18 protein-coding genes and 1 pseudogene are annotated in these 22,757 nt (G+C 69.0%); 10 read left to right on the plus strand and 9 right to left on the minus strand.

The annotated features are described in order from the left end of the window. Positions 1-24 precede the first annotated feature (24 nt). Complete coding sequence (locus AMYAL_RS0127675) at positions 25-939, plus strand: glycoside hydrolase family 16 protein (RefSeq protein WP_026467508.1); 915 nt, start codon at positions 25-27, stop codon at positions 937-939. Between the two features lie 34 nt (positions 940-973). Then, positions 974-1,837, plus strand: coding sequence for a sigma-70 family RNA polymerase sigma factor (locus tag AMYAL_RS0127680; protein WP_020634523.1), 864 nt, complete (start codon positions 974-976; stop codon positions 1,835-1,837). A 345-nt stretch (positions 1,838-2,182) separates the two neighbouring features. Here AMYAL_RS0127680 and AMYAL_RS0127685 read toward each other — a convergent pair whose 3' ends face one another. The 4 genes and pseudogenes from AMYAL_RS0127685 to AMYAL_RS0127690 all read right to left on the minus strand — a co-directional run bounded on the left by AMYAL_RS0127685 (position 2,183) and on the right by AMYAL_RS0127690 (position 4,804). Further along, positions 2,183-3,430: an HNH endonuclease signature motif containing protein gene (locus tag AMYAL_RS0127685; RefSeq protein WP_020634524.1), complete on the minus strand. Its 1,248-nt coding sequence runs from the start codon at positions 3,428-3,430 to the stop codon at positions 2,183-2,185. A 60-nt stretch (positions 3,431-3,490) separates the two neighbouring features. Then, positions 3,491-3,721 (minus strand): annotated as a pseudogene (locus AMYAL_RS48580) (transposase); the annotation flags it as partial. A 206-nt stretch (positions 3,722-3,927) separates the two neighbouring features. Further along, positions 3,928-4,182 carry a hypothetical protein gene (locus tag AMYAL_RS49365; RefSeq protein WP_143267817.1) on the minus strand — a complete coding sequence of 85 codons (255 nt, stop codon included), beginning with the start codon at positions 4,180-4,182 and terminating at the stop codon, positions 3,928-3,930. A gap of 148 nt (positions 4,183-4,330) precedes the next feature. Beyond that, positions 4,331-4,804, minus strand: coding sequence for a GNAT family N-acetyltransferase (locus tag AMYAL_RS0127690; protein WP_020634525.1), 474 nt, complete (start codon positions 4,802-4,804; stop codon positions 4,331-4,333). A gap of 118 nt (positions 4,805-4,922) precedes the next feature. On the opposite strand from AMYAL_RS0127690, the gene AMYAL_RS0127695 reads away from it, so the two are divergent. Further along, positions 4,923-5,699 (plus strand): cyclase family protein, encoded by a 777-nt coding sequence (locus AMYAL_RS0127695; RefSeq protein WP_020634526.1) that lies wholly within the window; start codon positions 4,923-4,925, stop codon positions 5,697-5,699. Next, the gene (locus tag AMYAL_RS0127700; RefSeq protein WP_020634527.1) at positions 5,696-7,306 is read left to right on the plus strand and encodes a thiamine pyrophosphate-binding protein; all 1,611 of its coding nucleotides are present in this window, start codon (positions 5,696-5,698) and stop codon (positions 7,304-7,306) included. Before AMYAL_RS0127695 ends, AMYAL_RS0127700 begins: the two co-directional genes overlap by 4 nt. A gap of 3 nt (positions 7,307-7,309) precedes the next feature. Here the strand turns inward: AMYAL_RS0127700 and AMYAL_RS0127705 are convergent, their stop codons facing one another. The 3 genes from AMYAL_RS0127705 to AMYAL_RS0127715 are packed head-to-tail and all read right to left on the minus strand — an operon-like array spanning position 7,310 to position 11,259. Next, positions 7,310-8,572, minus strand: coding sequence for a class I SAM-dependent methyltransferase (locus AMYAL_RS0127705; protein WP_026467509.1), 1,263 nt, complete (start codon positions 8,570-8,572; stop codon positions 7,310-7,312). Between the two features lie 26 nt (positions 8,573-8,598). Beyond that, complete coding sequence (locus tag AMYAL_RS0127710) at positions 8,599-9,984, minus strand: FAD-binding oxidoreductase (RefSeq protein WP_020634529.1); 1,386 nt, start codon at positions 9,982-9,984, stop codon at positions 8,599-8,601. Positions 9,985-10,044: 60 nt separating this feature from the next. Further along, the gene (locus AMYAL_RS0127715; RefSeq protein WP_026467510.1) at positions 10,045-11,259 is read right to left on the minus strand and encodes an SGNH/GDSL hydrolase family protein; all 1,215 of its coding nucleotides are present in this window, start codon (positions 11,257-11,259) and stop codon (positions 10,045-10,047) included. A 112-nt stretch (positions 11,260-11,371) separates the two neighbouring features. On the opposite strand from AMYAL_RS0127715, the gene AMYAL_RS0127720 reads away from it, so the two are divergent. The 4 genes from AMYAL_RS0127720 (at position 11,372) to AMYAL_RS0127735 (ending at position 16,559) form a co-directional block, all read left to right on the plus strand. Continuing rightward, positions 11,372-11,743 carry an MmcQ/YjbR family DNA-binding protein gene (locus AMYAL_RS0127720; RefSeq protein WP_020634531.1) on the plus strand — a complete coding sequence of 124 codons (372 nt, stop codon included), beginning with the start codon at positions 11,372-11,374 and terminating at the stop codon, positions 11,741-11,743. Between the two features lie 84 nt (positions 11,744-11,827). After that, positions 11,828-12,994 (plus strand): sensor histidine kinase, encoded by a 1,167-nt coding sequence (locus AMYAL_RS0127725; RefSeq protein ID WP_020634532.1) that lies wholly within the window; start codon positions 11,828-11,830, stop codon positions 12,992-12,994. Beyond that, complete coding sequence (locus AMYAL_RS0127730) at positions 12,991-13,653, plus strand: response regulator transcription factor (RefSeq protein ID WP_020634533.1); 663 nt, start codon at positions 12,991-12,993, stop codon at positions 13,651-13,653. The genes AMYAL_RS0127725 and AMYAL_RS0127730 overlap by 4 nt, the downstream gene beginning before the upstream one ends. Continuing rightward, positions 13,653-16,559 carry an AfsR/SARP family transcriptional regulator gene (locus tag AMYAL_RS0127735; RefSeq protein ID WP_020634534.1) on the plus strand — a complete coding sequence of 969 codons (2,907 nt, stop codon included), beginning with the start codon at positions 13,653-13,655 and terminating at the stop codon, positions 16,557-16,559. Before AMYAL_RS0127730 ends, AMYAL_RS0127735 begins: the two co-directional genes overlap by 1 nt. Here AMYAL_RS0127735 and AMYAL_RS0127740 read toward each other — a convergent pair. Next, positions 16,531-16,971 carry a hypothetical protein gene (locus tag AMYAL_RS0127740; protein ID WP_020634535.1) on the minus strand — a complete coding sequence of 147 codons (441 nt, stop codon included), beginning with the start codon at positions 16,969-16,971 and terminating at the stop codon, positions 16,531-16,533. The genes AMYAL_RS0127735 and AMYAL_RS0127740 overlap by 29 nt on opposite strands. A gap of 254 nt (positions 16,972-17,225) precedes the next feature. Then, positions 17,226-17,882, minus strand: coding sequence for a TetR/AcrR family transcriptional regulator (locus AMYAL_RS0127745; RefSeq protein ID WP_020634536.1), 657 nt, complete (start codon positions 17,880-17,882; stop codon positions 17,226-17,228). Between the two features lie 116 nt (positions 17,883-17,998). Here AMYAL_RS0127745 and AMYAL_RS0127750 point away from each other — a divergent pair, with 116 nt between their 5' ends. Both AMYAL_RS0127750 and AMYAL_RS0127755 read left to right on the plus strand, forming a co-directional pair. Continuing rightward, a complete protein-coding gene (locus AMYAL_RS0127750) occupies positions 17,999-20,692 on the plus strand; it encodes an MMPL family transporter (RefSeq protein ID WP_020634537.1) in 2,694 nt (897 codons plus the stop codon). Then, a complete protein-coding gene (locus tag AMYAL_RS0127755; protein WP_020634538.1) occupies positions 20,692-22,752 on the plus strand; it encodes a YhgE/Pip domain-containing protein in 2,061 nt (686 codons plus the stop codon). The genes AMYAL_RS0127750 and AMYAL_RS0127755 overlap by 1 nt, the downstream gene beginning before the upstream one ends. The last annotated feature ends 5 nt before the right edge of the window (positions 22,753-22,757 follow it).

The following is a 22,757-nucleotide window of genomic DNA, read 5'->3' on the forward strand; positions in this document are numbered from 1 at the left end:
TGACCAGTGGTAAAGGAGACGACGATGTCTGCACCGGGGAAGTTGCGTCTTGTGGCCGTCGCCGCCTTGTCGGTGGCCGCACTCGGGATGGCGCCGGGGACCGCGACCGGGGCGGCCGCCTGCGGGGCGTTGTTCGACGATTTCCACTACGCCTCGCACACCGACGGTCTCCTTGCTCAGCACGGCTGGGAGGCGCGTTCCGGAGTGGGAGGGCCCGGCGTCGGTGGTGCGCGATGGGCTCCGGAAGGCATCACGTTCCCGACATCCGGAGGGGACAAGGTGCTGCAACTCGCCTCCGCCACCGACGGCACGCCCGCGGGTACGACCCAGACCGAGGTCATGCAGCCCGACCGGCGGTTCTTCGAAGGGACCTACGCGGCGCGGATCCGCTTCTCCGACGCGCCGTCGTCCGGCCCCGACGGCGACCGGATCAACCAGACGTTCTTCACCATCAGCCCGCTCCGCTACGACAACGACCCGATCTACAGCGAACTGGACTTCTCCGAGTATCTGCCCAACGGCGGCTGGGGCGAGGCGGGACCGGTGAATTTCCAGACCAGCTGGCACACCTACACGCCGGACCCGTGGTACGCCGAGAACAAGAGCGACAGCCAGCGCCGCAGTATCGACGGCTGGCACTCCGTGGCCGCGACCGTGTCCGACGGCCATGTCCGGTACTACATCGACGGCGCGCTGGTCGCGGATCACGACCGCGGCGGGCCGTTCGACGTGTACCCGCGGCAGGACATGTCCCTGAATGTGAACCAGTGGTTCATCGACCTCACCCAGCACTCCGGCGGCACGAGCACCTACCTCGAACAGGTGGACTGGGTCTACTACGCGAAGAACGAGGTCCTGACACCGCAGGCGGCCGCCGACCGGGCCGCCGCGTACCGATCGTCGGGTGTGCGGTTCGCCGACGATCTCGGTGGTTGTTAAATGTGCTCGGGGTTCTGCGGGAACGAGGAGTGCGGTGGATCGGCTGACGGAACGTTTCGAGGAGCACCGCGTCAGGCTGCGGGCGGTGGCGTACCGGATGCTGGGCTCGGCCAGTGAGGCCGAGGACGCCGTCCAGGACACGTGGCTGCGGCTCAACCGGACCGACGCGGCGGAGATCGAGAACCTCGGCGGCTGGCTGACCACCGTGGTGGCGCGGGTGTGCCTGAACGTGCTGCGCTCGCGCGACCACCGGCGGGAAGAACCACTCGACGCCGCGTCCGCCGAGCCCGCGGACACCTCGGTCGACCCCGCCGCCGACGCGGAGCTCGCCGACTCGATCGGGCTGGCGATGCTGGTGGTCCTGGACACGCTGGCCCCCGCCGAGCGGCTCGCGTTCGTCCTGCACGACATGTTCGCGGTGCCGTTCGACGAGATCGCGCCGCTGATCGACCGCACCCCCGCCGCCGCGAGGCAACTCGCGAGCCGCGCCCGGCGCCGTGTCCAAGGCCGTTCCACCGCCGCGGAACCCGACCTCGCACGACGGCGCCAGGTCGTCGACGCCTACCTGGCCGCGGCCCGCGGCGGAGACTTCGAAGCACTCCTGGAACTGCTCCACCCCGACGTCGTCCTCCGTGCCGACAAGGCGGCGGGCCCCTCGCGCACGCCGGTCTTCCTGCGTGGCGCGCCTGTTGTCGCGCGTGGTGCGGCTGCCGCGTCGGTGCGGGCGGCTGTCACTCAGCTCGCGTTGGTGAACGGCGGCGTCGGCCTGGTGATGGCGGACGAGGGACGGCCTTCGGTGGTGCTCGCGTTCGCGTTCGAGGACGGGAAGATCACCGAGATCGACGTCATCGCGGACCGGGATCGGCTGCAGGGGCTGGATCTGGTGATTGTGGACTGAATCGGACTGGCGGGGTGGCGGGGTGGCGGAGGTTGCCGCGGTCAACGAGCGACTGGTGCTGCACAACCGGCTCATGCAGAGCCTGAAGGTTGCGCAAATGGGCCGAAGACTTGTGCGACACCTGTGCTATCGATCGGGCGGCCCGGCGGGCATCTCACCCGGTTCGTGAAGGCGGTACGGCTCTTCGATGAGCCGCCGTACGTGGAGGTCGACCAGGAGGGACAGAAGAGGATCATCGGCTCCTCTTCGACAGGCCATCGATCTCGGGAAGCGGCTGGGGGTGGACCTGGGTGTGGGCATGCCGAGGGGCCCGTCGCCGGTGGTGGTGGCGGGCTCCCTCGGGGTTCAGCGATGGTTACGTCGTGGCTTCTGTAGCGGGTCCAGATATTGCGGCGGAACGAACTCCGGCCGTCCGTCGGCGGCCATGCGGACTGTCCAGCCGGATTGTCCGTGGATGACCATGTGGTGGTAGCGGCAGAGCAGGCACAGATTGGTCAGGTCGGTATCGCCCAGGTGCCCCCACGGAAGAATGTGGTGGGCTTCGCAATGTTTGGGTTTGCGGTGACAGCCGGGGAAGGCACAGCCGTGATCCCGAAGGTTCAGGGCCCGGCGTTGCGCGGGGGTGACGGTGCGGGCGGCGCGGCCGATGTCGAGCGGCTCACTCTCCGACCCGAGCACAGCGGGAATGATCTTGGCGTCACAGGCCAACATCCGGGCATGACGTGCGGTGATCTGCGAGACCTCGTCCACACACGCTGACCCCAGTCCCGACGTCAGGGTCTCCAGGGGGATGGTGACCACGATCGTGGTGCGGTCCCCGGATAAGGTTGGTGCTTTGTCGTTGGTCATCGCGTAGTGGATGGCGTCGAAGAGTGCGTCGCCGTGGCGTTCGCCGGGGGTGCGGGGGTCGCGGTTGCCGTCCTCGTCGACGGGTCTTCGCTGCCCCCAGGTCTCGAACAGCGCATTCGCGCGAGCCCCGAACTCCGGATCCAGCAGACCGTTCAAGCGCCACCAGCCGTCGTCACGTTTGCGTAAGTGCACCTCACGCGACGGTGGTTTGAGGTCCTCGTCCTTGGGTTCGCTGCCGTCGGGGTCGAGGTGGCCCAGCAGTTCAGCCCCGCCGTTGACGATCTGCTGCGGACCGGCATGGCGGGCAAGGTTCACCAGGATCTGTTCCGCCCCTGACCGGTCTTCCTCCGACACCTCAGGCGGGATCCTCTTCAAGACCGCCAGCAGCGGGTCCAGCTGCTGAGGGCCAAGATCCCCCTCAGCTGCGGCCGCACCCGCGAGCGGAGCAAACGCAGGCGCGGGGGTGCCGTCCAAGTTCCGGCCCTCGTTCAGCGCCAACGCCCGCGCTACGGTGTCGCGGGCTTCCTTTGGGCTGATGCGGGCGGTTTCGGCGAACCAGCCCGCCGTCGAACCATGCCCGAACAACTCCATCGGACCACGGGACTCGATCTCCACCAGAAACTGACCGACCTCCGCCAACGCCTGGCGTGCCACCGACATGCGCTCGACCACACCGTGCGCGAGTTCCCGCGCACCGGCACGCCACAGCTCGTGTGGCGGTTCGAGGATTCGTTGGCTGGACACCCCACGATAATACCAAGAATCGAACAAGTGTGCGAATGTGAAAAGTATTCTTGGGTGGTTTCAACTGGTGAGTGCACCGCCTCTGGTCTGGCGACACTTTGTCGAACGCTTCGATCGGCTTGAGTCGTTCAGCGTCTGCCGTGGCCGGTCGTTGAGTTCGTCTGCGATGGCATCGAGTTCGCCTTGTGAATACCCGGACAGGTCGGTTCTTTTGGGAAGGTACTGGCGCAGTAATCCCTTGGTGTTCTCGTCGCTGCCGCGCTGCCAAGGTGAGCGCGGGTCACAAAAGAACGCGATCAACTGTTGGGCGAAATTCGAGGGTTGGTGTGCCACCTGCCTCGGCAGGAGGTTTGAGTCAGCCCATGGTCTCGCGTGGACGGTTGCCGACGATGGCGTCGAGTGTGCATTCCCGGCTGGCAGGCGGGCGACCCGTTCGGCACCCATGTCCTGGATCCGCCCCTACCGCAGCGTGCGTCCGACTGTCTGTGCCGAGCGGTTCAGATGGCCAGGGCCACCTGAACCGATGTCGGTTGACGACGATCACGCGGTATGGCCGAGTTCTCAGCTTTCGGATGCGGATAGTCGGTGTCGGGATTCAGCGAGGTGACAGACAGGCTGCTTCCGTCAGGGGCGCTGCTCGCTGCACTCGGCCAGCCGGTCTCCAGGCTGGGCGCTTCGGCCAGTGACAGGACGGCGCCCACCACTGTCGCGGCAAGCACGCTTGCTGAGGCGATCCGACGAATCATGGACATCTCTCGCTCCTTGGCTCTCTGTGGTGATCCAGCCTGACATCTGCCGGATACGAAAACCACACCGCCCGAGCCTGCCGCATCGCTGCTATGAGTCTGCCCTTGAAGACAGCGGAATCTGTCCGAAGATGATCTCCGGCCGGGAGGAAAACTAGCTGAGGCGCAAGATGGTTTCCTCGATTTCGGTGTCCCGCGCGGACGCGTAGGCGTTCTCGGTGCCGATGATCGTAAAACCTGCCTTCTCCAGAACCCGAAGCGATCCGAGGTTGTCGCCGGCAGCGCGGGCATACAAGGGCCGGACCTCGACGATGTCGAGCAACAGTGCGAGTGCCTGGCTGGCGATTCCTTGCCCCCACGCCGAACGGTCGATCCAGTAGGTGACTTCAGTGTCGCCTTCCACGACGAAACTGCCTACGGTGCCGAGGAAACGTCCCTCACCGGTCACCGCACGCAGGATGATGTCCGGAGAAGACCTCAACTTCGCCATATGCGTGTCGAACGCTTCGCGATCGTCGGGGTCCCTGGAGATGAACGCGGCCATCCGAACCGACTCGGGGTCACGCATCTGTTCGAACAGGGTGTCGAGATCGGAATCCTCGACCAGCCGCAGCGCCACCTCTGCCATTGATGTTCTCCTCACTTCGCCTGAATCCGCGGCGCAACGTATCAGCGACATCCGACAATCTTGTCGGACCACGCGTCTAAGGTGGCCGAGACGCCGCAGTCACCCCCTGGAGGCAGGCATGTCGTTGTTGGCCCAGTTGACCACCGCGATCACCACGGGCACGATCGAGGTCGTCGACCTCACCGCCCCGTTGAGCGCGAGCACCCCGATCCTGCAGCTGCCGGAGCCGTTCGCGAACACGATCCCGTTCGGCCTGGAGGAGATCAGCCGCTACGACGAACGCGGGCCGCGCTGGTACTGGAACAACATCCACACCGGCGAGCACACCGGGACCCATCTCGACGTTCCCGTGCATTGGCTGTCGGGCAAGGACGGCCACGACGTTTCCGAGGTGCCGCTGCGCTCGCTGGTCGCCCCGGCCGTGGTGCTCGACGCGTCGGCTCGCGCGGCTGAGGATCCGGACTTCCTGCTCTCCATCGAAGACATCCGCGAGTGGGAGCGCGAGAACGGGCCGTTGCCCGACGGCGGCTGGCTGCTCTACCGCACGGGTTGGGACGCTCGTTCGCACGATCAGGAGACCTTCCTCAACAACGACGAGAACGGTCCGCATACGCCGGGCGTGTCGGCGGAATGTGCCCGCTGGCTCGCGGAGGAGGCGCCGATCACCGGGTTCGGGGTGGAGACCGTCGGCACCGACGCGGGACAGGCGCCGGCTCTCGAACCGGCCTTCCCCTGCCATGAACTCCTTCTGGGGGCGGGAAAACATGGCCTGACCCAGTTGCGGAACCTGGTGCGCCTGCCGCCGACCGGAGCCCTGCTGGTGGTCAGCCCGCTCCCGATCGTCGGCGGTTCCGGCAGCCCGGCCAGGGTCTACGCACTGGTCGAGCGGGCATGAACGTCGCGGAGCTGGTCGGCCGCACGCTGGCGGAGCTTGGCGTTGGGGCTGCGTTCGGGGTCGTGGGCAGCGGCAACTTCGTGGTCACCAACGGGTTGCGGGCGGGCGGAGTGCGGTTCGTCGCCGCGCGGCATGAGGGCGGCGCGGCGAGTATGGCCGACGCGTACGCGCGGATGAGCGGCCGCGTGTCGGTGCTGAGTCTCCACCAGGGCTGCGGGCTGACCAATGCGCTCACCGGGATCACCGAGGCGGCCAAGAGCCGGACCCCGATGATCGTCCTGACCGGTGACACCGCGGCGTCGGCGGTGCTGTCGAACTTCCGGATCGGCCAGGACGCGCTCGCGACCGCCGTCGGCGCCGTGCCGGAACGCGTCCACAGCGCGCCCACCGCGGTCGCCGACACCGTCCGCGCGTACCGGACGGCCGTGCAGCAGCGCCGGACCGTCCTGCTCAACCTCCCGCTCGACGTCCAAGCCCAGGAAGCGCCCGAAGCGGTCGAAATACCGAAGGTCCGCGGTCCGGCGCCGATCAGGCCGGACGCGGGGATGGTCGCGAAACTGGCCGATCTTCTCGCCGAAGCGCGGCGGCCGGTGTTCATCGCCGGCCGCGGCGCGCGGGCGAGCGCGGTGCCCCTCCGGGAACTCGCGGAGATCTCCGGTGCATTGCTGGCGACCTCGGCGGTGGCACACGGCCTCTTCCACGACGACCCCTTCTCACTCGGGATCTCGGGCGGCTTTTCGTCACCACGAACGGCGGACCTCATCGTCGACGCCGACCTCGTGATCGGCTGGGGCTGCGCGCTGAACATGTGGACCACCCGGCACGGCACGCTCCTCGGCCCGGCCGCCCGGCTGGTCCAGGTCGACGTCGAACAGGCCGCGCTCGGCGCGCACCGCCCGATCGACCTCGGTGTGGTCGGCGACGTCGCCGGCACCGCTGTCGACGTCCACGCGGAACTCGACAAGCGCGGCCACCAAAGGAGCCGCGAAGCCCCCACAGGCACACGATGGAACGACGTCCCGTATAACGACCTATCCGGCGACGGGCGTATCGATCCGCGCACGCTCAGCCGACGGCTCGACGAGATCCTGCCCGCCGAACGTATGGTCTCGATCGACTCCGGCAACTTCATGGGCTATCCGAGTGCGTACCTGTCCGTCCCCGACGAGAACGGCTTCTGCTTCACCCAGGCGTTCCAGAGTATCGGGCTCGGTCTCGGGACGGCGATCGGCGCGGCGCTGGCCCGGCCGGATCGGCTACCGGTGCTCGGCGTCGGCGACGGCGGGTTCCACATGGCCGTTTCCGAGCTGGAAACCGCGGTACGGCTACGTATCCCACTCGTGATCGTCGTCTACAACGACGCCGCGTACGGTGCCGAGATCCACCACTTCGGTGACGCCGACATGACCACCGTCCGGTTCCCCGACACCGACATCGCCGCGATCGGCCGCGGGTTCGGCTGCGACGGCGTCACCGTGCGGTCGGTCGGTGATCTGGCCGCCGTCAAGGAATGGCTCGGCGGGCCACGGGACGCGCCGCTCGTCATCGACGCCAAGATCGCCGACGACGGCGGCTCGTGGTGGCTCGCCGAAGCCTTTCGCCACTGAAAGCTAAACGCCCCAGTCCGGCCGCAACGGCATGGCCGCGTCACCGTCCTCGCCGACCTTCACCCCGAGCACCTGGTGCAGTTCGATCTCCCGCCGCTCGAACGCGAGGCGGCACGCGGCCATGTACAGCGCCCAGACGCGGCTTCGCCCGGCGCCCGCTTCGGCGACGGCCTCGTCCCAGTTCGCGTCGAGGTTGGCACACCAGGCGCCGAGGGTGGTGGCGTAATGCTCGCGGAGGTTCTCCGAATGCCGCACTTCGAGCCCGCTGTCGTGCATCGCGGTGGCGATCTCGCCGACGGACTCCAGTTCGCCGTCGGGGAAGACGTACCGGTCGATGAACCCTCGTGACCGGTGCGCCACCGAAGTGTCCGGGTTGGTGATGCAGTGGTTCAGCATGCGCCCGTGCGGCTTCAGTTTCCCGGCGAGGAAACGGAAGTACGACGGCAGGTTGCGGGCGCCGATGTGCTCGGTGAGCCCGATCGACGACACCGCGTCGAAGCCCGTTTCGGTGACGTCGCGGTAGTCGAGGTGTCTCACCTCGGCGCGGTCCGCGAGGCCCTTGGTCACGATGTCCTTCTGTGCCCATTGCGCCTGCTCGCGCGAAAGGGTGACACCAAGCGCCTCGACGCCGTAGTGCGCGACGGCGTGTTCGACCATCCCGCCCCAGCCACAGCCGACGTCCAGCAGCCGCATGCCTGGCCGCAGGCCGAGTTTCCGGCACACCAGGTCGAATTTGTGCGCCTGCGCCTCTTCCAGCGAAGACACGTCGGACGGATACGCGGCGCAGGTGTAGGCCATCGACGGGCCGAGTACCAGTTCGTAGAACCGGTTCGAGACGTCATAGTGATTCGAGATCGCGTTGCTGTCGCGCGCTTTCGAGTGCCGCAACCCGTCGACGGTGCGCTTGAGCCTGCTCGGCAGTTCCTCGGCGGGCGGGGCGACGCGGCGCAGATGCGTGGGACCGAGTTTGCGCAGCAGCCACACCCGGTCCGCGGGGCTGAGCTGATCGACCTGCGCCACGAGCGCGCGCAACGCCGAGTAGAGATCACCGTCCACGTCGAGCGCGCCGGCGACGTAGGCACGTGCCAGGCCGAGGTCTCCGGGGGACGACAGCAGGTACGTCAGCGCCAGCGGTGACCGCACCTGGATCGAGACCGGCGCGTCGGCCGGGCCGCTCCTGCTGCCGTCGTAGGCGGTGATGGACACTTCAGCGTTCGGGCCGAGCAACCGCTCGAAGATCTTCCCGACGGTCGTCGTCTCAGCCATGTTCGTCTCTCTCTTCCCGGACCCGATCACCGCCGCCGCACGCATTTCGCGTACAGGTCGAGCAAGCGGCCGTCGGGGTCGTAAACCGTCTTCAGCTTCCGGTAGGCGTCGCCGTTGTACAGCCGCCAGAACTCGTCTTCGGTATAGAAACTGTCGGAGTACAGCGACTTCCGCCCGCCGAGTCGGGTCACTTCGGCCTCGATCAGCCGATTGTGGGTATCCGGGGCCTCGCCTGGGTCCAGCGGGACCGCGGACCAGAACCCGAAGTTGACGTACAGCGTTTCGGGGTCCATTTCGTACAGCGGTGAGTTCACGCCACCCGGCCGCTGCTTCAGCGGGCAGATCCACACCGGGCTGATCGGGATCTCGCGGCGGAAGAAGTCCAGGAACTCCGCGGCCCGCGACAGCGGCACTTCGATGTCCTGAACGACGGTCTCCTCCGGGGGAAGCCCGCGCAGCTTGAGGAGCTTCGCGGCTATCCCGAAGCGACGGTCGAGCGCGACCGCTTTCCAGTAGACCGACGACCGCAGCAGTTTCCTGCCCAGCAGGAGCCGGGGGAGCCTGCTTTGGACGCCGAACGCCCGCGAGCACCAGAACCAGTCCGTGTCCCAGCGCCACAGATAGTCCCGGACGCTCAGATGGTCGGTCCCGCGTTCGCGGATCGACTTGTAATAGATGTCGAGCCACGTGTAGTCGCTGGTCGCGGGCGCCGAGGAGGTGAACGTGCCCAGCGTCAGGTACTGCTCGCCCGGCCCGAAGACCGTCCCGTCCACGAAGTCGGCCGACCCGTCCCGACAGGCCTCACCGAGCGCCGCGAAGTACTCTCCGGTGTCTTCGTACCGGACGTGGTCGAGCCGCACGTACGGTTTGACCGGCTCCAGTTCGATCTTCAACCGCAGCGCGTAGCCGAGCGTCCCGTACGAGTTCGGGAAGCCGTGGAACAGGTCGCGGTGCTCGTTGTCCGGCCGTGCGACGACGATCCGGCCGTCACCGGTGAGCAGTTCCATCTCCAGCACCGACTCGTGCACGAGGCCGTTGCGGAACGAGGACGACTCGATGCCGAGGCCGGTGACCGCGCCGCCGAGCGTGATCGTCTTGAGCTGCGGGACGACCAGCGGCATCAGCCCGTGGGGCAGGGTCGCGTCCACCAGTTGCTCGTAGGTGACCATGCCCTCGACGTCGGCTGTGCGCGCCAGCGGGTCGACGTCGAGCACGTTCGTGAACCCCGAGACGTCGAGCCCCGGTGTGCTGGTCGCCGTCCGCGCCCGGAACAGGTTCGACGTCCGCTTCGCCAGCCGGATCGTCCCGTGGAGATCCGTGAGCTGTGCCCGGAGCGTGTCCGCGCGTGCTTCGTGTTCGGCGAACCGGACCGATCGCGCCGTCGCTCGGATACCGCTTTCGCCGCTAGTCATTCGTGATCGCCATCAGCTCATCGTGCCCCACGGAACGGCCTGGCGCAGCCCTTGATTTTCCTACTTGAGCCGCTGCAGCGGGACGGCGTCCGCCATGACGGTGAAACCCTTGTCCCCTGGGTGGAGGTGATCGCCGGAGTCGTACTCGGGTTTCATCCGCTGCGGGTCGGCCGGATCACGGATCACCGCGTCGAAGTCGATGTATCCGTCGAAAAGCTTGCTGGTGCGGACGAACCGGTTGACCGCCTGCCGGGTCTCTTCCAGCTGCGGCGTGTACGAACCCCAGCCCTTCCACGGCGTGATCGTGGCGCCCAGCACCCGCAGGCCGCGGTCGTGCGCCCGTCCGGCGATCTGCTTCAGCGCCGAGATGATCTTGTTCGGATCGGCCTGATGCGGTGTCTGCTGGATGTCGTTGATGCCCTCGAACACGATCGCCGTCCGCGCGCCGGACTGGCTCAGCACGTCCCGGTCGAGCCGGGCCAGCGCGTTGACCCCGTAGTTGCCGCCGTCGAGCAGCAGCCGGTTCCCGCTGATCCCGGCGTTGAGCACGCCCATGCGCGCGCTGATCTTGTCGGCGAGCTGATCGGGCCAGCGCAGGTTCGCGCCCCAGGTCGAGTTCGCGCCGTCGGTGATCGAGTCGCCGATCGCCACGACACTGCCCCGCAGACCGGGACCCCGGACGTCCACTCCGGACACGTAGTGCCAGACCGCGGTCTTCTCCGGGAACGCCGCGGCCGACTCGTCGGCGGCCTTGTCGCCGTTCCGGGTGAAGTACGAGTTCTGCATGGCCAGCGGGTGGTAGGTGACCGGGCCGGACGGCGTCGGCGTGTACGTGGTCACCAGGAGGTCGCCGTCCCTCGGCACGGTCAGCGCCGCGCCGTCGCTGAGGATGTCGGCGCCCGGCGGCACGGTGACCTCACGGTCGCCGCCGAAGGTCAGCGTGCGCATCGTGCCGGGGACCGCCTGCGGCGTGTCCGGGCCCGCGGCGACCGCGACGGTCACCCGGCCGAACAGCACCGGCGTCCGCCCGAAGGCGTTGGACAGGCGCACCCGCACCTCGTGCCCGCCGGCGCTGGTGTGCACGATGTTGCGGATCGAGAAGTTCGGGTAGCCGTTGTCCGTCCCGGCCACCCCGGCCGCGGGCGCCGCCGCCCAAGTGCCCACCCAGCCGCTCGTGGCAGTGCTTTCCACCGGGGTCTCGGGGGCCGCCGCGGCGACTCCGGGGACGATGCCCAGCAGCAGGATCCCCGCCACCGCGAGATGCTTCACGCGCATGTGTTCCGCCTCCACCCAGTCGGCTCCGTTCATCGTCAAGGAATCACCGACGGCCGGTCAATGAGCACGACAGGACAGTTTTCTGTCGGTGGGGGCGCTTAGGCTGAACGCCATGACCCCAGCCGCTCTCCGGAAGCTCTGCCTCGGCTTCCCTGGTGCCCGTGAGGAGTTCCCGTTCGACGAGCACTCCAGCGTGTTCAAGGTCGCGGGCAAGATGTTCGCGCTCAGCCCGCTCAAGGCAAAACCGCTGCGGATCAACCTCAAATGCGAGCCCGACCTGGCGGTCCGGCTGCGCGCCGAACATCCGGCGATCATCCCCGGCTACCACATGAACAAGCAGCACTGGAACACCGTCCACCTGGACGGTTCGCTGACCGACGACTTCGTCCGGGAGCTGATCGAGGACTCCTACGACCTGGTCGTCGCGGGCCTGCCGAAACGGGAGCAGGAGAAACTGAAGTGGGTCGCGCTCGGCAAGGAGTGAGTTTCCCGGCCTCCTACCGTGGGCGGAGACGGGTGCCGCCCACCGCACGATGACGGGCGTCCCCGCACTTCCTAGGCTGAAGCCGTGCTGGAGATCTTGCGGGACCGGTTCCGGGCACGGGTGCAGGTCAGCCTCACCCGTGCCGGACTGTCCCTGCCCTGGTGGGGGGCGTTGTGCGCCAGCGCGGTGAGTTTCGTGTTCACGGCGGTCGCGCTGGTGCAGCGGGACGCCCTGCTGCCCCCTGAGCCGATGGCGCTCGTCGGGCTGATCGTGATCGCGCCGTCGGTGATCTGGGTGGCCACCGACTGGATCATGCCGTGGGTGCGGATGACGGCGCTGATCACCGCCGCCTCGGTCCTGCTCATCGAGCCCGTGCTCCCGGATTTCGCGCCGTTGCTGCTGCTGGTCGCCGCCACCGAGGCGGGCAGTGTCCTGCGGACGACGTGGGGGATCGCCGTCGTCACCGTCGCGGGTGAACTGGTCCTGGTCGTGGGAGGGATCTGGGGCGGGCTCGTCGGCGGGCCGGTGTACATGGTGGCGATCCTGCTCGGGCTGAGCGGCGGGCTCATGGTCCGCTGGTACACCAGGGTGCTGGACGCCGAACGCGACAACCGTGACGCTTCCCGTGACAAGGCCTTGCTGGCCGAACGACAGCGGATCGCGCGCGAGGTGCACGACGTCGTCGGGCACTCGCTCAGCATCACGTTGCTGCACCTGACCGGGGCCCGGCACGCGCTGCAGCAGGACCGCGACGTCGACGAGGCGATCGAAGCGCTCACCGAAGCCGAGCAGGTGGGACGCGCCGCGATGGCCGACATCCGCCGCACGGTCGGCCTGCTCGCCGACAAGCCGTCGGGAAACGCGCCGCTGCCGGGCGTGGAGGACATCGCGACGCTGGTGGAACGCACCAGGGCCGCCGGGCTGGACGTGCGCTATACACAGGAAGGCGACCTCGGCCGGGTAGGCGCCTCGGACGGATTGGGCCTCTACCGGATCGTGCAGGAATCACTGGTCAACGTCGTCAAGCACGCCCCTGGCGCGAACGCGGAGGTCCGGCTGAACGCCGGCCGGCCGGGGGTGAAGCTCATCGTCAGCAACACCCTTTCCGGGACGGTCCGGCGCACGGCCGAGGACGGCTCGGGACTGGCGGGGATGGCCGTCCGCGCCGCCCAGCTCGGCGCCGACCTCGAAGCCGGTCCTCAGGGCAGGCAGTGGATCGTGGAAGTCACCGTGCCGGGGACCAAGCCGTGACCGCCGCCGAGATCCAGGTGCTGCTGGTCGACGATCAGGAGCTGGTCCGCTCCGGGCTGCGGCGCATCCTGCGGCGCCGCGACGGATTCGTCATCGCGGGGGAATGCGGCGACGGTTCGGAGGTGCCCGCGGCGCTGGCCGCGCACGAGGTCGACGTCATCGTGATGGACCTGCGGATGAAGAACGTCGGCGGGGTCGAAGCGACCCGGCGGCTGCGGCGGTCGGCAGGCCATCCGCCGGTGCTCGCGCTGACCACGTTCGACGACGACAACCTGCTGGCCGACGCGCTGCGGGCGGGCGCGGCGGGCTACGTCCTCAAGGATTCCCCCGCCGAAGACCTGATCCGTGCGGTGCGGGCGGTCGCAGGGGGCGACGCCTGGCTCGATCCAGGGGTCACCGGCCGGGTGCTCGTCGCGTACCGGCAGGCCGCCGGGAACGGCAGCGGCGGCCGGTCACCCGAACTGCTGACACCGCGGGAACAGGACGTGCTCCGCGCGATCGGCCGAGGGCTGACCAACGCGGAGATCGCCTCGGCACTCGTCATCTCGGAGGTGACCGTGAAAAGCCATATCGGCCGGATCTTCACCAAACTCCAGCTGCGGGACCGGGCGGCGGCGATCGTCTACGCGTTCGATCACGGGATCGTGGTGCCGGGCTGATGATCGACGACGGGGGGATCATGGCCGAATCGCGCCTTCGGTTCGAGGTGCTCGGCCCGTTGCGGGCCTGGCACGGAGAGAAACGGCTGGATCTCGGCCCGGTCCGGCAGCAGGCCGTGCTGGCAGCGCTGCTGCTGCGCCCGGACGTGACCGTCAGCCATTACGAACTCACCGACGGGCTCTGGGAAAAGCCGCCGGAGTCGAATGTGCTGCCGGTGTACGTCCGGCGGCTGCGGCAATGCCTGGACACCTCCGGGGAGAAGCCCCGTGACTCGGTGATCGTGTCCGACCGCGGCGGCTACCGGTTCGCCAGCGGCGGAGTGCGGCTGGACGTGGCGCGGCTGGAAGAGGTCGCGGTCGTCGCGGCGGCCGCCGAGGAACAGGGTGATCTCGTCGCCGCGGTGAACACTTTCGCCGACGCGCTCCGCCTGTTCCACGGCGAGCCGTTGACGGGGCTGCCCGGCGCGTTCGTCCAGGGGGAGCGGCGGCGGCTGGAGGAACGCAGGCTGCTGTTGCTGCGCCGGAAACTGTGGGCACAGCTGAAACTCGGCCGGTTCGACGAGGTGATCGGCGAACTGTCGGCCCTGGTGTCGGCCGACCCGCCGAGCGAACCGCTTGCCGCGTTGCTGATGCGCGCGCTCTACGGCGGCGGGCGTCAGGCGGAGGCGCTGGAGGTGTTCACCGACGTCCGTGCGCGGCTGGTGGAGCAGCTCGGTGTCGAGCCGGGCGAGGAGCTGCGGCAGGTCCAGGAAGCCGTCCTGCGCGGTGACGACGCCGTGCTCGGCGTGGCCCAGCGCCGGGAGACGCCGCGCCGGATCCGCAACGAACTGCCCGCCACCAACGGCGAACTCGTCGGCAGGGACCGGGAACTCGCGCTGCTCGTCGAGGACGGCGAGCCGGAGGCGGTCTCGGTCGACGCCGTCGACGGGGTTCCCGGCGCCGGGAAGACCACGCTCGCGGTACATGCGGCGCATCGGCTCCGCGAGTGCTGCCCGGACGGCGCGTTGTTCGTGGATCTGCACGGCTACACCGAAGGCCGTGAGCCGGTGACGCCGGAACGCGCGCTGCGCCGGTTGCTGCGCGCGGTCGGTGTCGAGGACGGCGTGATGCCGGACGATCTCGACGAACTGGCCGCGTCGTGGCGGGCGGCGACCGCGAACCTGCGGTTGCTGCTGGTGCTCGACAACGCCGAGTCCGCAGGCCAGGTGCGCCCTTTGCTGCCGTCGGGACCGGGTAGCCGTGTGCTGGTGACCAGCCGCCGCCGTCTGTCCGGTTTGGACGCCGATCACCGCGTTTCCCTTGGTGCGCTGGGCCTCGAAGCGGCGGAGAAGCTGCTCGGCCGGATCGTGGGTGCGCCGAGGGCGGAGGGTGAGCGGTTCGCCGTGCGCGCGCTCGCCGGACTGTGCGGGCGGCTGCCGCTCGCGTTGCGGATCGCGGGCGCCCGGTTGCAGAACCGTCCGATGTGGACGTTCAAGGACCTGGTGGACCGGATGTCGGACGACGAGCGGCGGCTCGGCGAACTGACCGCCGAGGATCGCAGCGTCGAGGTGGCGCTGCGCCTGTCGTACGACCAGCTGCGGCCCGCCGAACAGAACGCTTTCCGCGTGCTCGGCCTGTCCCCGACGCCGGAATTCGACCGGCTCTCGGTCGCCGCCCTGCTCGACTGCTCGCCCGCCGAAGCCGAGTGCCTGCTGGAAAGCCTCGTCGACGCGAGCCTCGTGCAAGAACCGGCGAGCGGCCGCTACCGGCTGCACGACCTGGTGGCGGTCTACGCGCGAAGGCTCGCGGGGGAGATGCCCGAGGAGGCCGCCGAAGCGGCGCGGAAACGGGTGTACGGGCTGTACGTCAGCGCCGCCCGCCAAGCGAGCGAATGGGGCGTCGCGCGGTTCCCGGTCGAGTCCGGCCGAGGGCCGTTCACCGGGCAGCGTGATGCCTCCGCTTGGCTGGACGCTGCCGGTGACCTGCCCGAGGTGGTCACCCAAGCGGCCGAAGCCGGGCTGGACGGCCTCGCGTGCTCGATCGCCGAGGGGCTGGTCGACTATCTCGCGCGCCAGCAGCGGTACCACGAATGCCGGACGGCTCTCCAGGTCGCGCTGCCGTTGGCCGAACAGGCCGAGGACGAACGCCTGATCTCGTCGCTGCGATTCTGCCTCGGCTACGCCTACGCCATGCAAGGGCAGCTGGACCGGGCGAGAGGCTGGTTCGACGACGCGCTGCGGGCGGGTCAGGCCTCCGGCGACCGCGGCGTGGAGGCGCGGGCACTGGGCGGGCTCACCATGGCGGACCTGATCGAGGGGCATCACGAGCGCGCGATCCCAGGGATGCAGCGGGTGATGGTCCTGGCGGACGAGGTGGGGGACAGGTGGATCGCCGAACGGGCGATGTCCGCGCTCGGCTATCTCGCCTACCTGCGGGGCGAGCACGAGGACGCGCTCGCCCACTTGGGTCGCGCCCGCGAGCTGAGCGAGGAGATCGGCAGTCCGGGGATGCTGGCGCGGGTGCTGTGTCACAGCGGCACCGTCCGCCTCGAAACCGGCAGGTTCGCCGAAGCCGCGTTGGACCTCCGGCGTTCCGTCGAACTCGCCGAGGAGACTACGGACGGCCTGCTGATCGCGACCAGTCTCGTCCGGCTCGGCGCGGCGGAACTGGAACTCGGGAATCTTGACCAGGCGTTCGAACTCCAGCGGCGGGCGCTGACGGCGGTCACCGAGGAGACCATCGTCGGGATGGAATCCGAGATCCGCAACCGGCTCGGCCGCACCCATCTCGCCGCGGGCGAACCCGTGGCCGCCAGGGAGCACTTCGAATGGGTGCTCACCACCATCGGACCCGACGGTGACGCCCAGCAGCGCACGCTCGCGCTGGAAGGCCTGGACCTCACCAGACGGTCGGCACGCCGGCGTTGATGATCGTGAAGCGGTGTCCCGTCATGTCTCGGCGCCAGCGCGCGAAGTAGGTGTCGGCGGCGTCGGCCAGGTGTACTCCGGCGCGGACCTCGTGGACGACGTACGCCCAGTCCGCGGCGTCGCACAGCACCAGTTCCCGTGGGGCGCCGCGTTTCCGGAGCACGGACGAGCACAGGGCACCGCGCCTGCCGACGCTGCCGTCTTCGAGACAGCGACGAAGGTCTTCGACGGCGTGAGCGGCCGTGTCGAACAGCGTCCACCGGTACTTGGGCGCCGGGCGGCCGTCCTCCCACGGGGTGAAGAACGCGGCCCAGCTCCAGCCCGGTCCGACCAGCCCGTCCTGTTCACCGGGACTCGGCGCGTCGTCCCGTGGTGTCACCATGTTGTACGGGGTCCGGCCTGCCGGGCTCATGCACGTCTCCTCGGGTACTTCCGGTCCGCTGGTGCGGATCCGTGCCCGGACCGTAGGTCGGAGTCATGAAATCCCGATGAAACGCCGGCACTGCCGGAACGCGCTGGTGTTGTGAAAGCCACTTTCGCAACGTTGAAGGTTGCGAAAGTGGCTTTCACAACCTGAGCCGGGTTGTCTTGAGCAACGGCCTCGGGGTGGTCGTGAGTGGGAAGTGCGGTCAAACGCGACTCACCACTCGCGAGGCTCGCGGTGACTCAGCTTCGGGCGGGGACGATGAGGGAGGCCATCACCTTCGGGATCAGCTCGCTGACGAACCGGCCGTCGGCGGGGAGTTCGCTGCCGTCCAGCAGGTAGTTCTGCAGTCCCTGCTCGTAGAGGGCGATCAGCACGAGCACCGCGTCGTCCGGCGAGATCGTCAGTTCCCGGCCCATCCGGTCGAGCGCGCCGACGAGGACCTTGCCCAGTTCGGTGTGGAAGTACCGGAAGGCGGCGGCGATCCGGTCGCGGATCTCCGGCTGCCGCAGGCCCTGGGTGCGGAATTCCGCGCACAGCAGGTACCAGTTCTTGTCCGCGCTGAGGGCGACCATGAACAGGTCGGCGATCCGCCCCAGGGTGCGGGAGAGGCCGTCGTCCGCGCGGAGGACGACCTCGCCGAGCACGCTCTCGGTGGCGCCACGGAAGCGCTCGAGCCGGACCGTGGTCTCCTCCTGGAACAGGGCGAGGAAGAGGTCTTCCTTGCTGCTGAAGTTCGAGTAGAAGGCGCCGCGGGTGAAGCCGGCGCGCTCGCAGATCAGCTCGACCGGGGTGTCCCGGATGCCGCGTTCGGAGAAGGCCTCGTACGCCGCGTCGATCAGCCGTCGGCGGGTGTCCGCCCGGCGCCTGGTCATGGTGGCGCCCCGCTCCTCGGTCATTTCGCCATTCTTTCGTACGCCCCCGGTTCACCCGGCTGTGGGACAGGATACATCGTGAATCGGATACAGAGTGCATTACGATACGCGTTGTATCCAACGAGCGCCGGGAGCCGATCGTGTCGTCATTCCTCTACCGCCTCGGCAGGCTGGCCGCTCGCGGACGCGTCCTGGTCACCGCTTTGTGGCTGGTGGTGCTGTGCGTCGCGGGCGGGGCGGCGCTGCTGTTCGGCCAGGGCACCGACGACACGTTCGCGATCCCCGGCTCGGAGTCCCAGGAAGCGCTCGACCACCTCGGCCGGGTCTTCCCGCAGGTGAGCGGCACCTCGGCGCAACTGGTCGTGCTCGTCCCCGAAGGGCAGCGGGCCGACTCCGCCGCCGTGCGCGACGCCGTCACCGCGGTGGCACCCGAGCTGACCAGGGCGCCGCAGGTCTCGACGGTGGTGAATCCCTTCGACGAGGCGGTCCACGACGCCGTGTCCAAGGACGGCCGCGCCGCGCTGGTCACCGTGCAGCTCGACGTCGGGCTGGCCGACATCCAGCCGTCGACCCGGACCGCGCTCGCCGGGATCGCGCAGGACCTGGAGAACCGGATCGGCCACGGCACCGAGGTGCTCACGGGCGGCGACGCGTTCTCGGACAAGGTGCCCAAGCTCAGCCCCACCGAGGGGATCGGTCTCGTCATCGCGCTCGTGGTGCTGCTGATGGTGTTCGGTTCGTTCATCGCGGCAGGAATGCCGCTGCTGACGGCGATCCTCGGCGTCGGTGTCTCGGTGGCGCTTGTCTACGCGGCGACTTCGGTCGCGACGGTGTCCTCCACGGCACCGATGCTCGCGGTCATGCTCGGGCTCGCCGTCGGCATCGACTACGCGCTCTTCCTGCTGTCCCGGCATCGCGACCAGCTCGCCGAAGGACTCGAAGTCGAGGAGTCCATCGCCAGGGCGACCGCGACCGCCGGGTCCGCGGTCATCTTCGCCGGGCTCACCGTGGTAATCGCGCTGCTGGGCCTGTTCGTCGCCGGGATCCCGTTCCTGACCGTGATGGGTGTCGCGGCGGCGGGCGGGGTCGCCGTCGCGGTGATCGTGGCCATCACGCTGATTCCCGCGCTGCTGGCGTTCGCGGGCGAGCGGCTGCGGCCCAAGAAACCGCGCAAGGTCAAGCGCAAGAAGAAGGCGCGGTTCAGCCTGCGCTGGGTCCGGCTCGCCACGAAGTCCCCGTGGGTGACGATCGCGCTGATCGTCGGCGTGCTCGGGGTGGCGTCGATACCCGCGCTGGATCTCCGCCTTGCCCTGCCGGACAACGGAACCGACGAGGACGGCACCCCGGCCCGCGTCGCCTACGACGTCGTCGCCGAGCATTTCGGGCCCGGCTTCAACGGGCCGCTGGTCGTCACCGCGGACATCCTGTCGACCACCGACCCGGTCGGGATCACCAACGGCATCGCCGACGACATCCGCAAGGTCCCCGGCGTCGCCGTCGTCCCGCTCGCCACGCCGAATCCCAAGGGCGACACCGCGATCATCCAGGTCGTGCCCACGACCGGCGCCTACGACGCGGCGACCGACGAACTCGTCGAGCGGCTGCGGTCGATGGAAGGGCAGTTCAAGGACCGGTACGGCGTGCAGACGGCGGTCACCGGGTTCACCGCCGTCGGCATCGACGTGTCCGCGCAGCTCGGCGACGCGCTGCTGCCGTTCGGCATCCTGGTCGTCGGGCTTTCCCTGGTGCTGCTGGCGATGGTGTTCCGCTCGGTGCTGGTTCCGCTCAAGGCCACCTTCGGCTACCTGCTCTCGATCGGCGCCGCCTTCGGGGCCACGTCGTTCGTCTTCGGCCAGGGGCATCTGGCCGACGCGCTGGGCGTGACCCGTACCGGCAGCGTGATCAGCTTCCTGCCGATCATCCTGATGGGTGTCCTTTTCGGACTCGCCATGGACTACGAGGTGTTCCTCGTGTCCCGGATCCGGGAGGACTACGTCCACCACGGCGACGCGCACAAAGCGATCGAGACGGGTTTCGTGTCCGCGTCGAGAGTGGTGACCGCGGCGGCGGTGATCATGCTGGGCGTTTTCGCCGCGTTCGTCCCCGACGGCAGCGCGACGATCAAGCCGATCGCGTTCAGCCTCGCCGTGGGCGTGTTCGTGGACGCCTTCCTGGTGCGGATGACCCTGGTCCCGGCGATCCTCGCGCTGCTGGGGCCGCGCGCCTGGGGCCTGCCGCCGTGGCTGGACCGCAAACTCCCGGTGTTCGACGCCGAGGGCGACGGTCTCGTCCACGAACTCCGGCTCGCCGACTGGCCGTCGCCCGGCTCGCTCGAAGTGATCAGCGCCGCCGGTCTCCGCGTCGACGACGACCGCGGCCGGACCGTCTTCCGCGACCTCGAACTGCACATCGGACCGGGGGAGATCCTGGCCGTGCACGGTTCCGGCCCGGCGGGCAAGAGCGCCCTGCTCTATGCGCTCGCCGGCCGTGTCCCGCACGTCCGCGGCGATCTCAAGGTCCTCGGCCGGGTGCTGCCGCAGCACGCGCACGCCGTCCGCCGGAACGTCGCCTTCGTCGCCTGCAAGGAAACCGACGATCCCGCCGGCGAGGTCCGCCGCGCGCTGGACGAAGGTGTCGGCCTCGTCTTTCTTGACGATCTGGACACCGTCGTCGCCACCGCGCAGCGCGCCGGGTTGAGAGAGGCGTTCGCGAGCAGGGCCGCGACGTTCGCCGTGTCCTGCCAGAGCCTCGCCATCGTGCGGGATCTGCTGCCCACCACCGCCGTCGCGGGCCTCGCCATGGCGCCCGCTCCCGTCCCCGCCGAGGTCCGCTGATGTCCCGCTTCTTCACCGGTTCCGCCCGTGCGACCGCTTTCGGCCCGCTGACCTGGAAGACCTGGCTCGGGATCGTGCTCGTCCCGGTGATCGTCGCGCTCGGGCTGGCGTGGGCGTTCTGGTCGCCCGATGACAACCACGGCGCGGCGAAGGCGGCCGTCGTCAACACCGACGAGCCGGTTACGGTGAACGGGCAGCTGATCCCGCTCGGCCGTGAACTGGCCGGAAACCTCGTGCACGGCGAGGATTCCGCGTACACCTGGGTGCTCACCGACGCCGAGGACGCGAAGAAGGGTATCTCCGACGGGACCTATTCGACGGTCGTGACCATTCCGCCGAACTTCTCCGCGCAGGCCACGTCGACGACGGGAAAGCCGCTCGACGCGAAGCAGGCGATCATGCGCGTCGAGACGTCGCAGCGCACCGGTCTCGTCGATCCGGTGGCCAGCCGTGAGGTCGCGAACGCGACGCTCACCGCGCTCAACCGGCAGATCGTCGAGACCTATGTGGACAATCTGTACGTCGGGTTCTCCTCGATCCATCAGCAGTTGGTGACCGCGGCCGACGGCGGCGACCAGCTCGTCGTCGGGCTGCGGGGACTGTCCGACGGGACCGGGAAACTCGCGTCCGGCGCCGGTGAACTCGCCGGTGGGGCGGGAAAACTCAGCGGCGCGGCCGGGCAGCTGGCGGACGGGGCGCGCAAGCTCGCGAACGGGACCGGACAGCTCACCGCCGGGTCCGGGCAGTTGTCGTCAGGGCTGACCAAGGCCGAGAAGGACACCGCCCAGTTACCCCGGCTGACCAGGGAACTGGCCGATGGGGCGCAGCAGGTCGCGAACGGCAACAAGCAGCTGGCCGACAAGATCTCGCCGCTGGCGGACAAGGCCGTCGGGATCATCGACGCGCTGCCCACGGCGGGCGATTCGGCGCGCAAGTTCGCCGAACTCGCGCAGAAATGCACCGGTGACACCAAATTCTGCGCCGACCTGAAAGCCGCTTCGGAGAAGCTCACGGCCGACGCCGCGATCCTCGACGGCAAACGCGCCGAAATCCGCGACGCCGTCGTGCAGACGAAGAAGGCGGTGCAAGACCTTTCGGCGGGCTCGCAGAAGGTCGCCGACGGGAACAAGCAGCTCGCGGACAAGTCGAAGGAGCTGGCGAGCGGCATCGGCTCGGCCGCCGACGGCGCGCGGAAACTCGACGCCGGTGTCAAGGCGGCCGATTCCGGAGCGCGGCAGCTCGCCGACGGCTCCGGTCAGCTCGCGGGCGGCGCGACCACCCTGTCCACCGGCGCGGGCGATCTCGCCACCGGCGCCCGCGCCGCGGCCGACGGCAGCAAACGTGCCGAGTCGGGCGCCTCGGAACTGGCCAAGGGCCTGAACGACGGCCGGGGCAAGGTGCCCGACTACACCCAGGCCGAACGCGAGCACCTCAAGCAGGTCGCCGCCACCCCCGCGATCGCCGACACCGCGGGTTCGGGCACGTTTGGCGAAGGCGCGGTGGCGCTGATCCTCGTGCTGGCGCTGTGGGTGTGCGCGCTGGCGACGTACCAGGTGATCCAGGCGGTGCCGCCGAGCGTGCGCACCACACGGGAACCGAGCTGGCGGATCATCCTCGCCGCGGCCGTCCCCGGCGCGACGCTCGCGATGCTGACCGCCCTGATCCTGACCGGGGTGTTCTGGGCGTTCCTCGGCCTGAGCTTCGGCAAGGCGGTGACCCTGCTGGTGGTGCTCGTGCTCGCGGCCGGGACGTTCACCGTGGTCAACCAAGCGCTGGTGGCGATCTTCAAGCGTCCCGGCCGCTTCGCCGCCCTCGCGATCCTCGTCCTCACTGTCGGCGCTTCGCTGGTCTCGACCGTGCCTGGGTTTTTCGGGACCGTGCTGGGCATCCTGCCGACCAACGGCGCCCTGGTCGCTTTGCGGTCGCTGCTGACGGGCATCGACGGGTTGACGTCGGGGATCGTGCAGCTGGTGGTGTGGCTGGGAATCGGGACCCTCGCCATGATCCTGGTGACGGATCGGCGGCGGTCCCTGCCGGGCCGGGAACTCCGGCTGGCCTGAGCCTG

It is taken from the genome of Amycolatopsis alba DSM 44262 (genome assembly GCF_000384215.1).
Taxonomy (GTDB): Bacteria; Actinomycetota; Actinomycetes; order Mycobacteriales; family Pseudonocardiaceae; genus Amycolatopsis; species Amycolatopsis alba.

What these genes read in the sequence shown, in the direction of transcription:
- AMYAL_RS0127675 (WP_026467508.1), top strand. Translation starts at nt 25, where the DNA reads ATGTCTGCACCGGGGAAGTTGCGTCTTGTGGCCGTCGCCGCCTTGTCG.
- AMYAL_RS49365 (WP_143267817.1), bottom strand. Translation starts at nt 4,182, where the DNA reads ATGTCCATGATTCGTCGGATCGCCTCAGCAAGCGTGCTTGCCGCGACA.
- AMYAL_RS0127690 (WP_020634525.1), bottom strand. Translation starts at nt 4,804, where the DNA reads ATGGCAGAGGTGGCGCTGCGGCTGGTCGAGGATTCCGATCTCGACACC.
- AMYAL_RS0127695 (WP_020634526.1), top strand. Translation starts at nt 4,923, where the DNA reads ATGTCGTTGTTGGCCCAGTTGACCACCGCGATCACCACGGGCACGATC.
- AMYAL_RS0127700 (WP_020634527.1), top strand. Translation starts at nt 5,696, where the DNA reads ATGAACGTCGCGGAGCTGGTCGGCCGCACGCTGGCGGAGCTTGGCGTT.
- AMYAL_RS0127705 (WP_026467509.1), bottom strand. Translation starts at nt 8,572, where the DNA reads ATGGCTGAGACGACGACCGTCGGGAAGATCTTCGAGCGGTTGCTCGGC.
- AMYAL_RS0127710 (WP_020634529.1), bottom strand. Translation starts at nt 9,984, where the DNA reads ATGACTAGCGGCGAAAGCGGTATCCGAGCGACGGCGCGATCGGTCCGG.
- AMYAL_RS0127715 (WP_026467510.1), bottom strand. Translation starts at nt 11,259, where the DNA reads ATGCGCGTGAAGCATCTCGCGGTGGCGGGGATCCTGCTGCTGGGCATC.
- AMYAL_RS0127720 (WP_020634531.1), top strand. Translation starts at nt 11,372, where the DNA reads ATGACCCCAGCCGCTCTCCGGAAGCTCTGCCTCGGCTTCCCTGGTGCC.
- AMYAL_RS0127735 (WP_020634534.1), top strand. Translation starts at nt 13,653, where the DNA reads ATGATCGACGACGGGGGGATCATGGCCGAATCGCGCCTTCGGTTCGAG.
- AMYAL_RS0127740 (WP_020634535.1), bottom strand. Translation starts at nt 16,971, where the DNA reads ATGAGCCCGGCAGGCCGGACCCCGTACAACATGGTGACACCACGGGAC.
- AMYAL_RS0127745 (WP_020634536.1), bottom strand. Translation starts at nt 17,882, where the DNA reads ATGACCGAGGAGCGGGGCGCCACCATGACCAGGCGCCGGGCGGACACC.
- AMYAL_RS0127755 (WP_020634538.1), top strand. Translation starts at nt 20,692, where the DNA reads ATGTCCCGCTTCTTCACCGGTTCCGCCCGTGCGACCGCTTTCGGCCCG.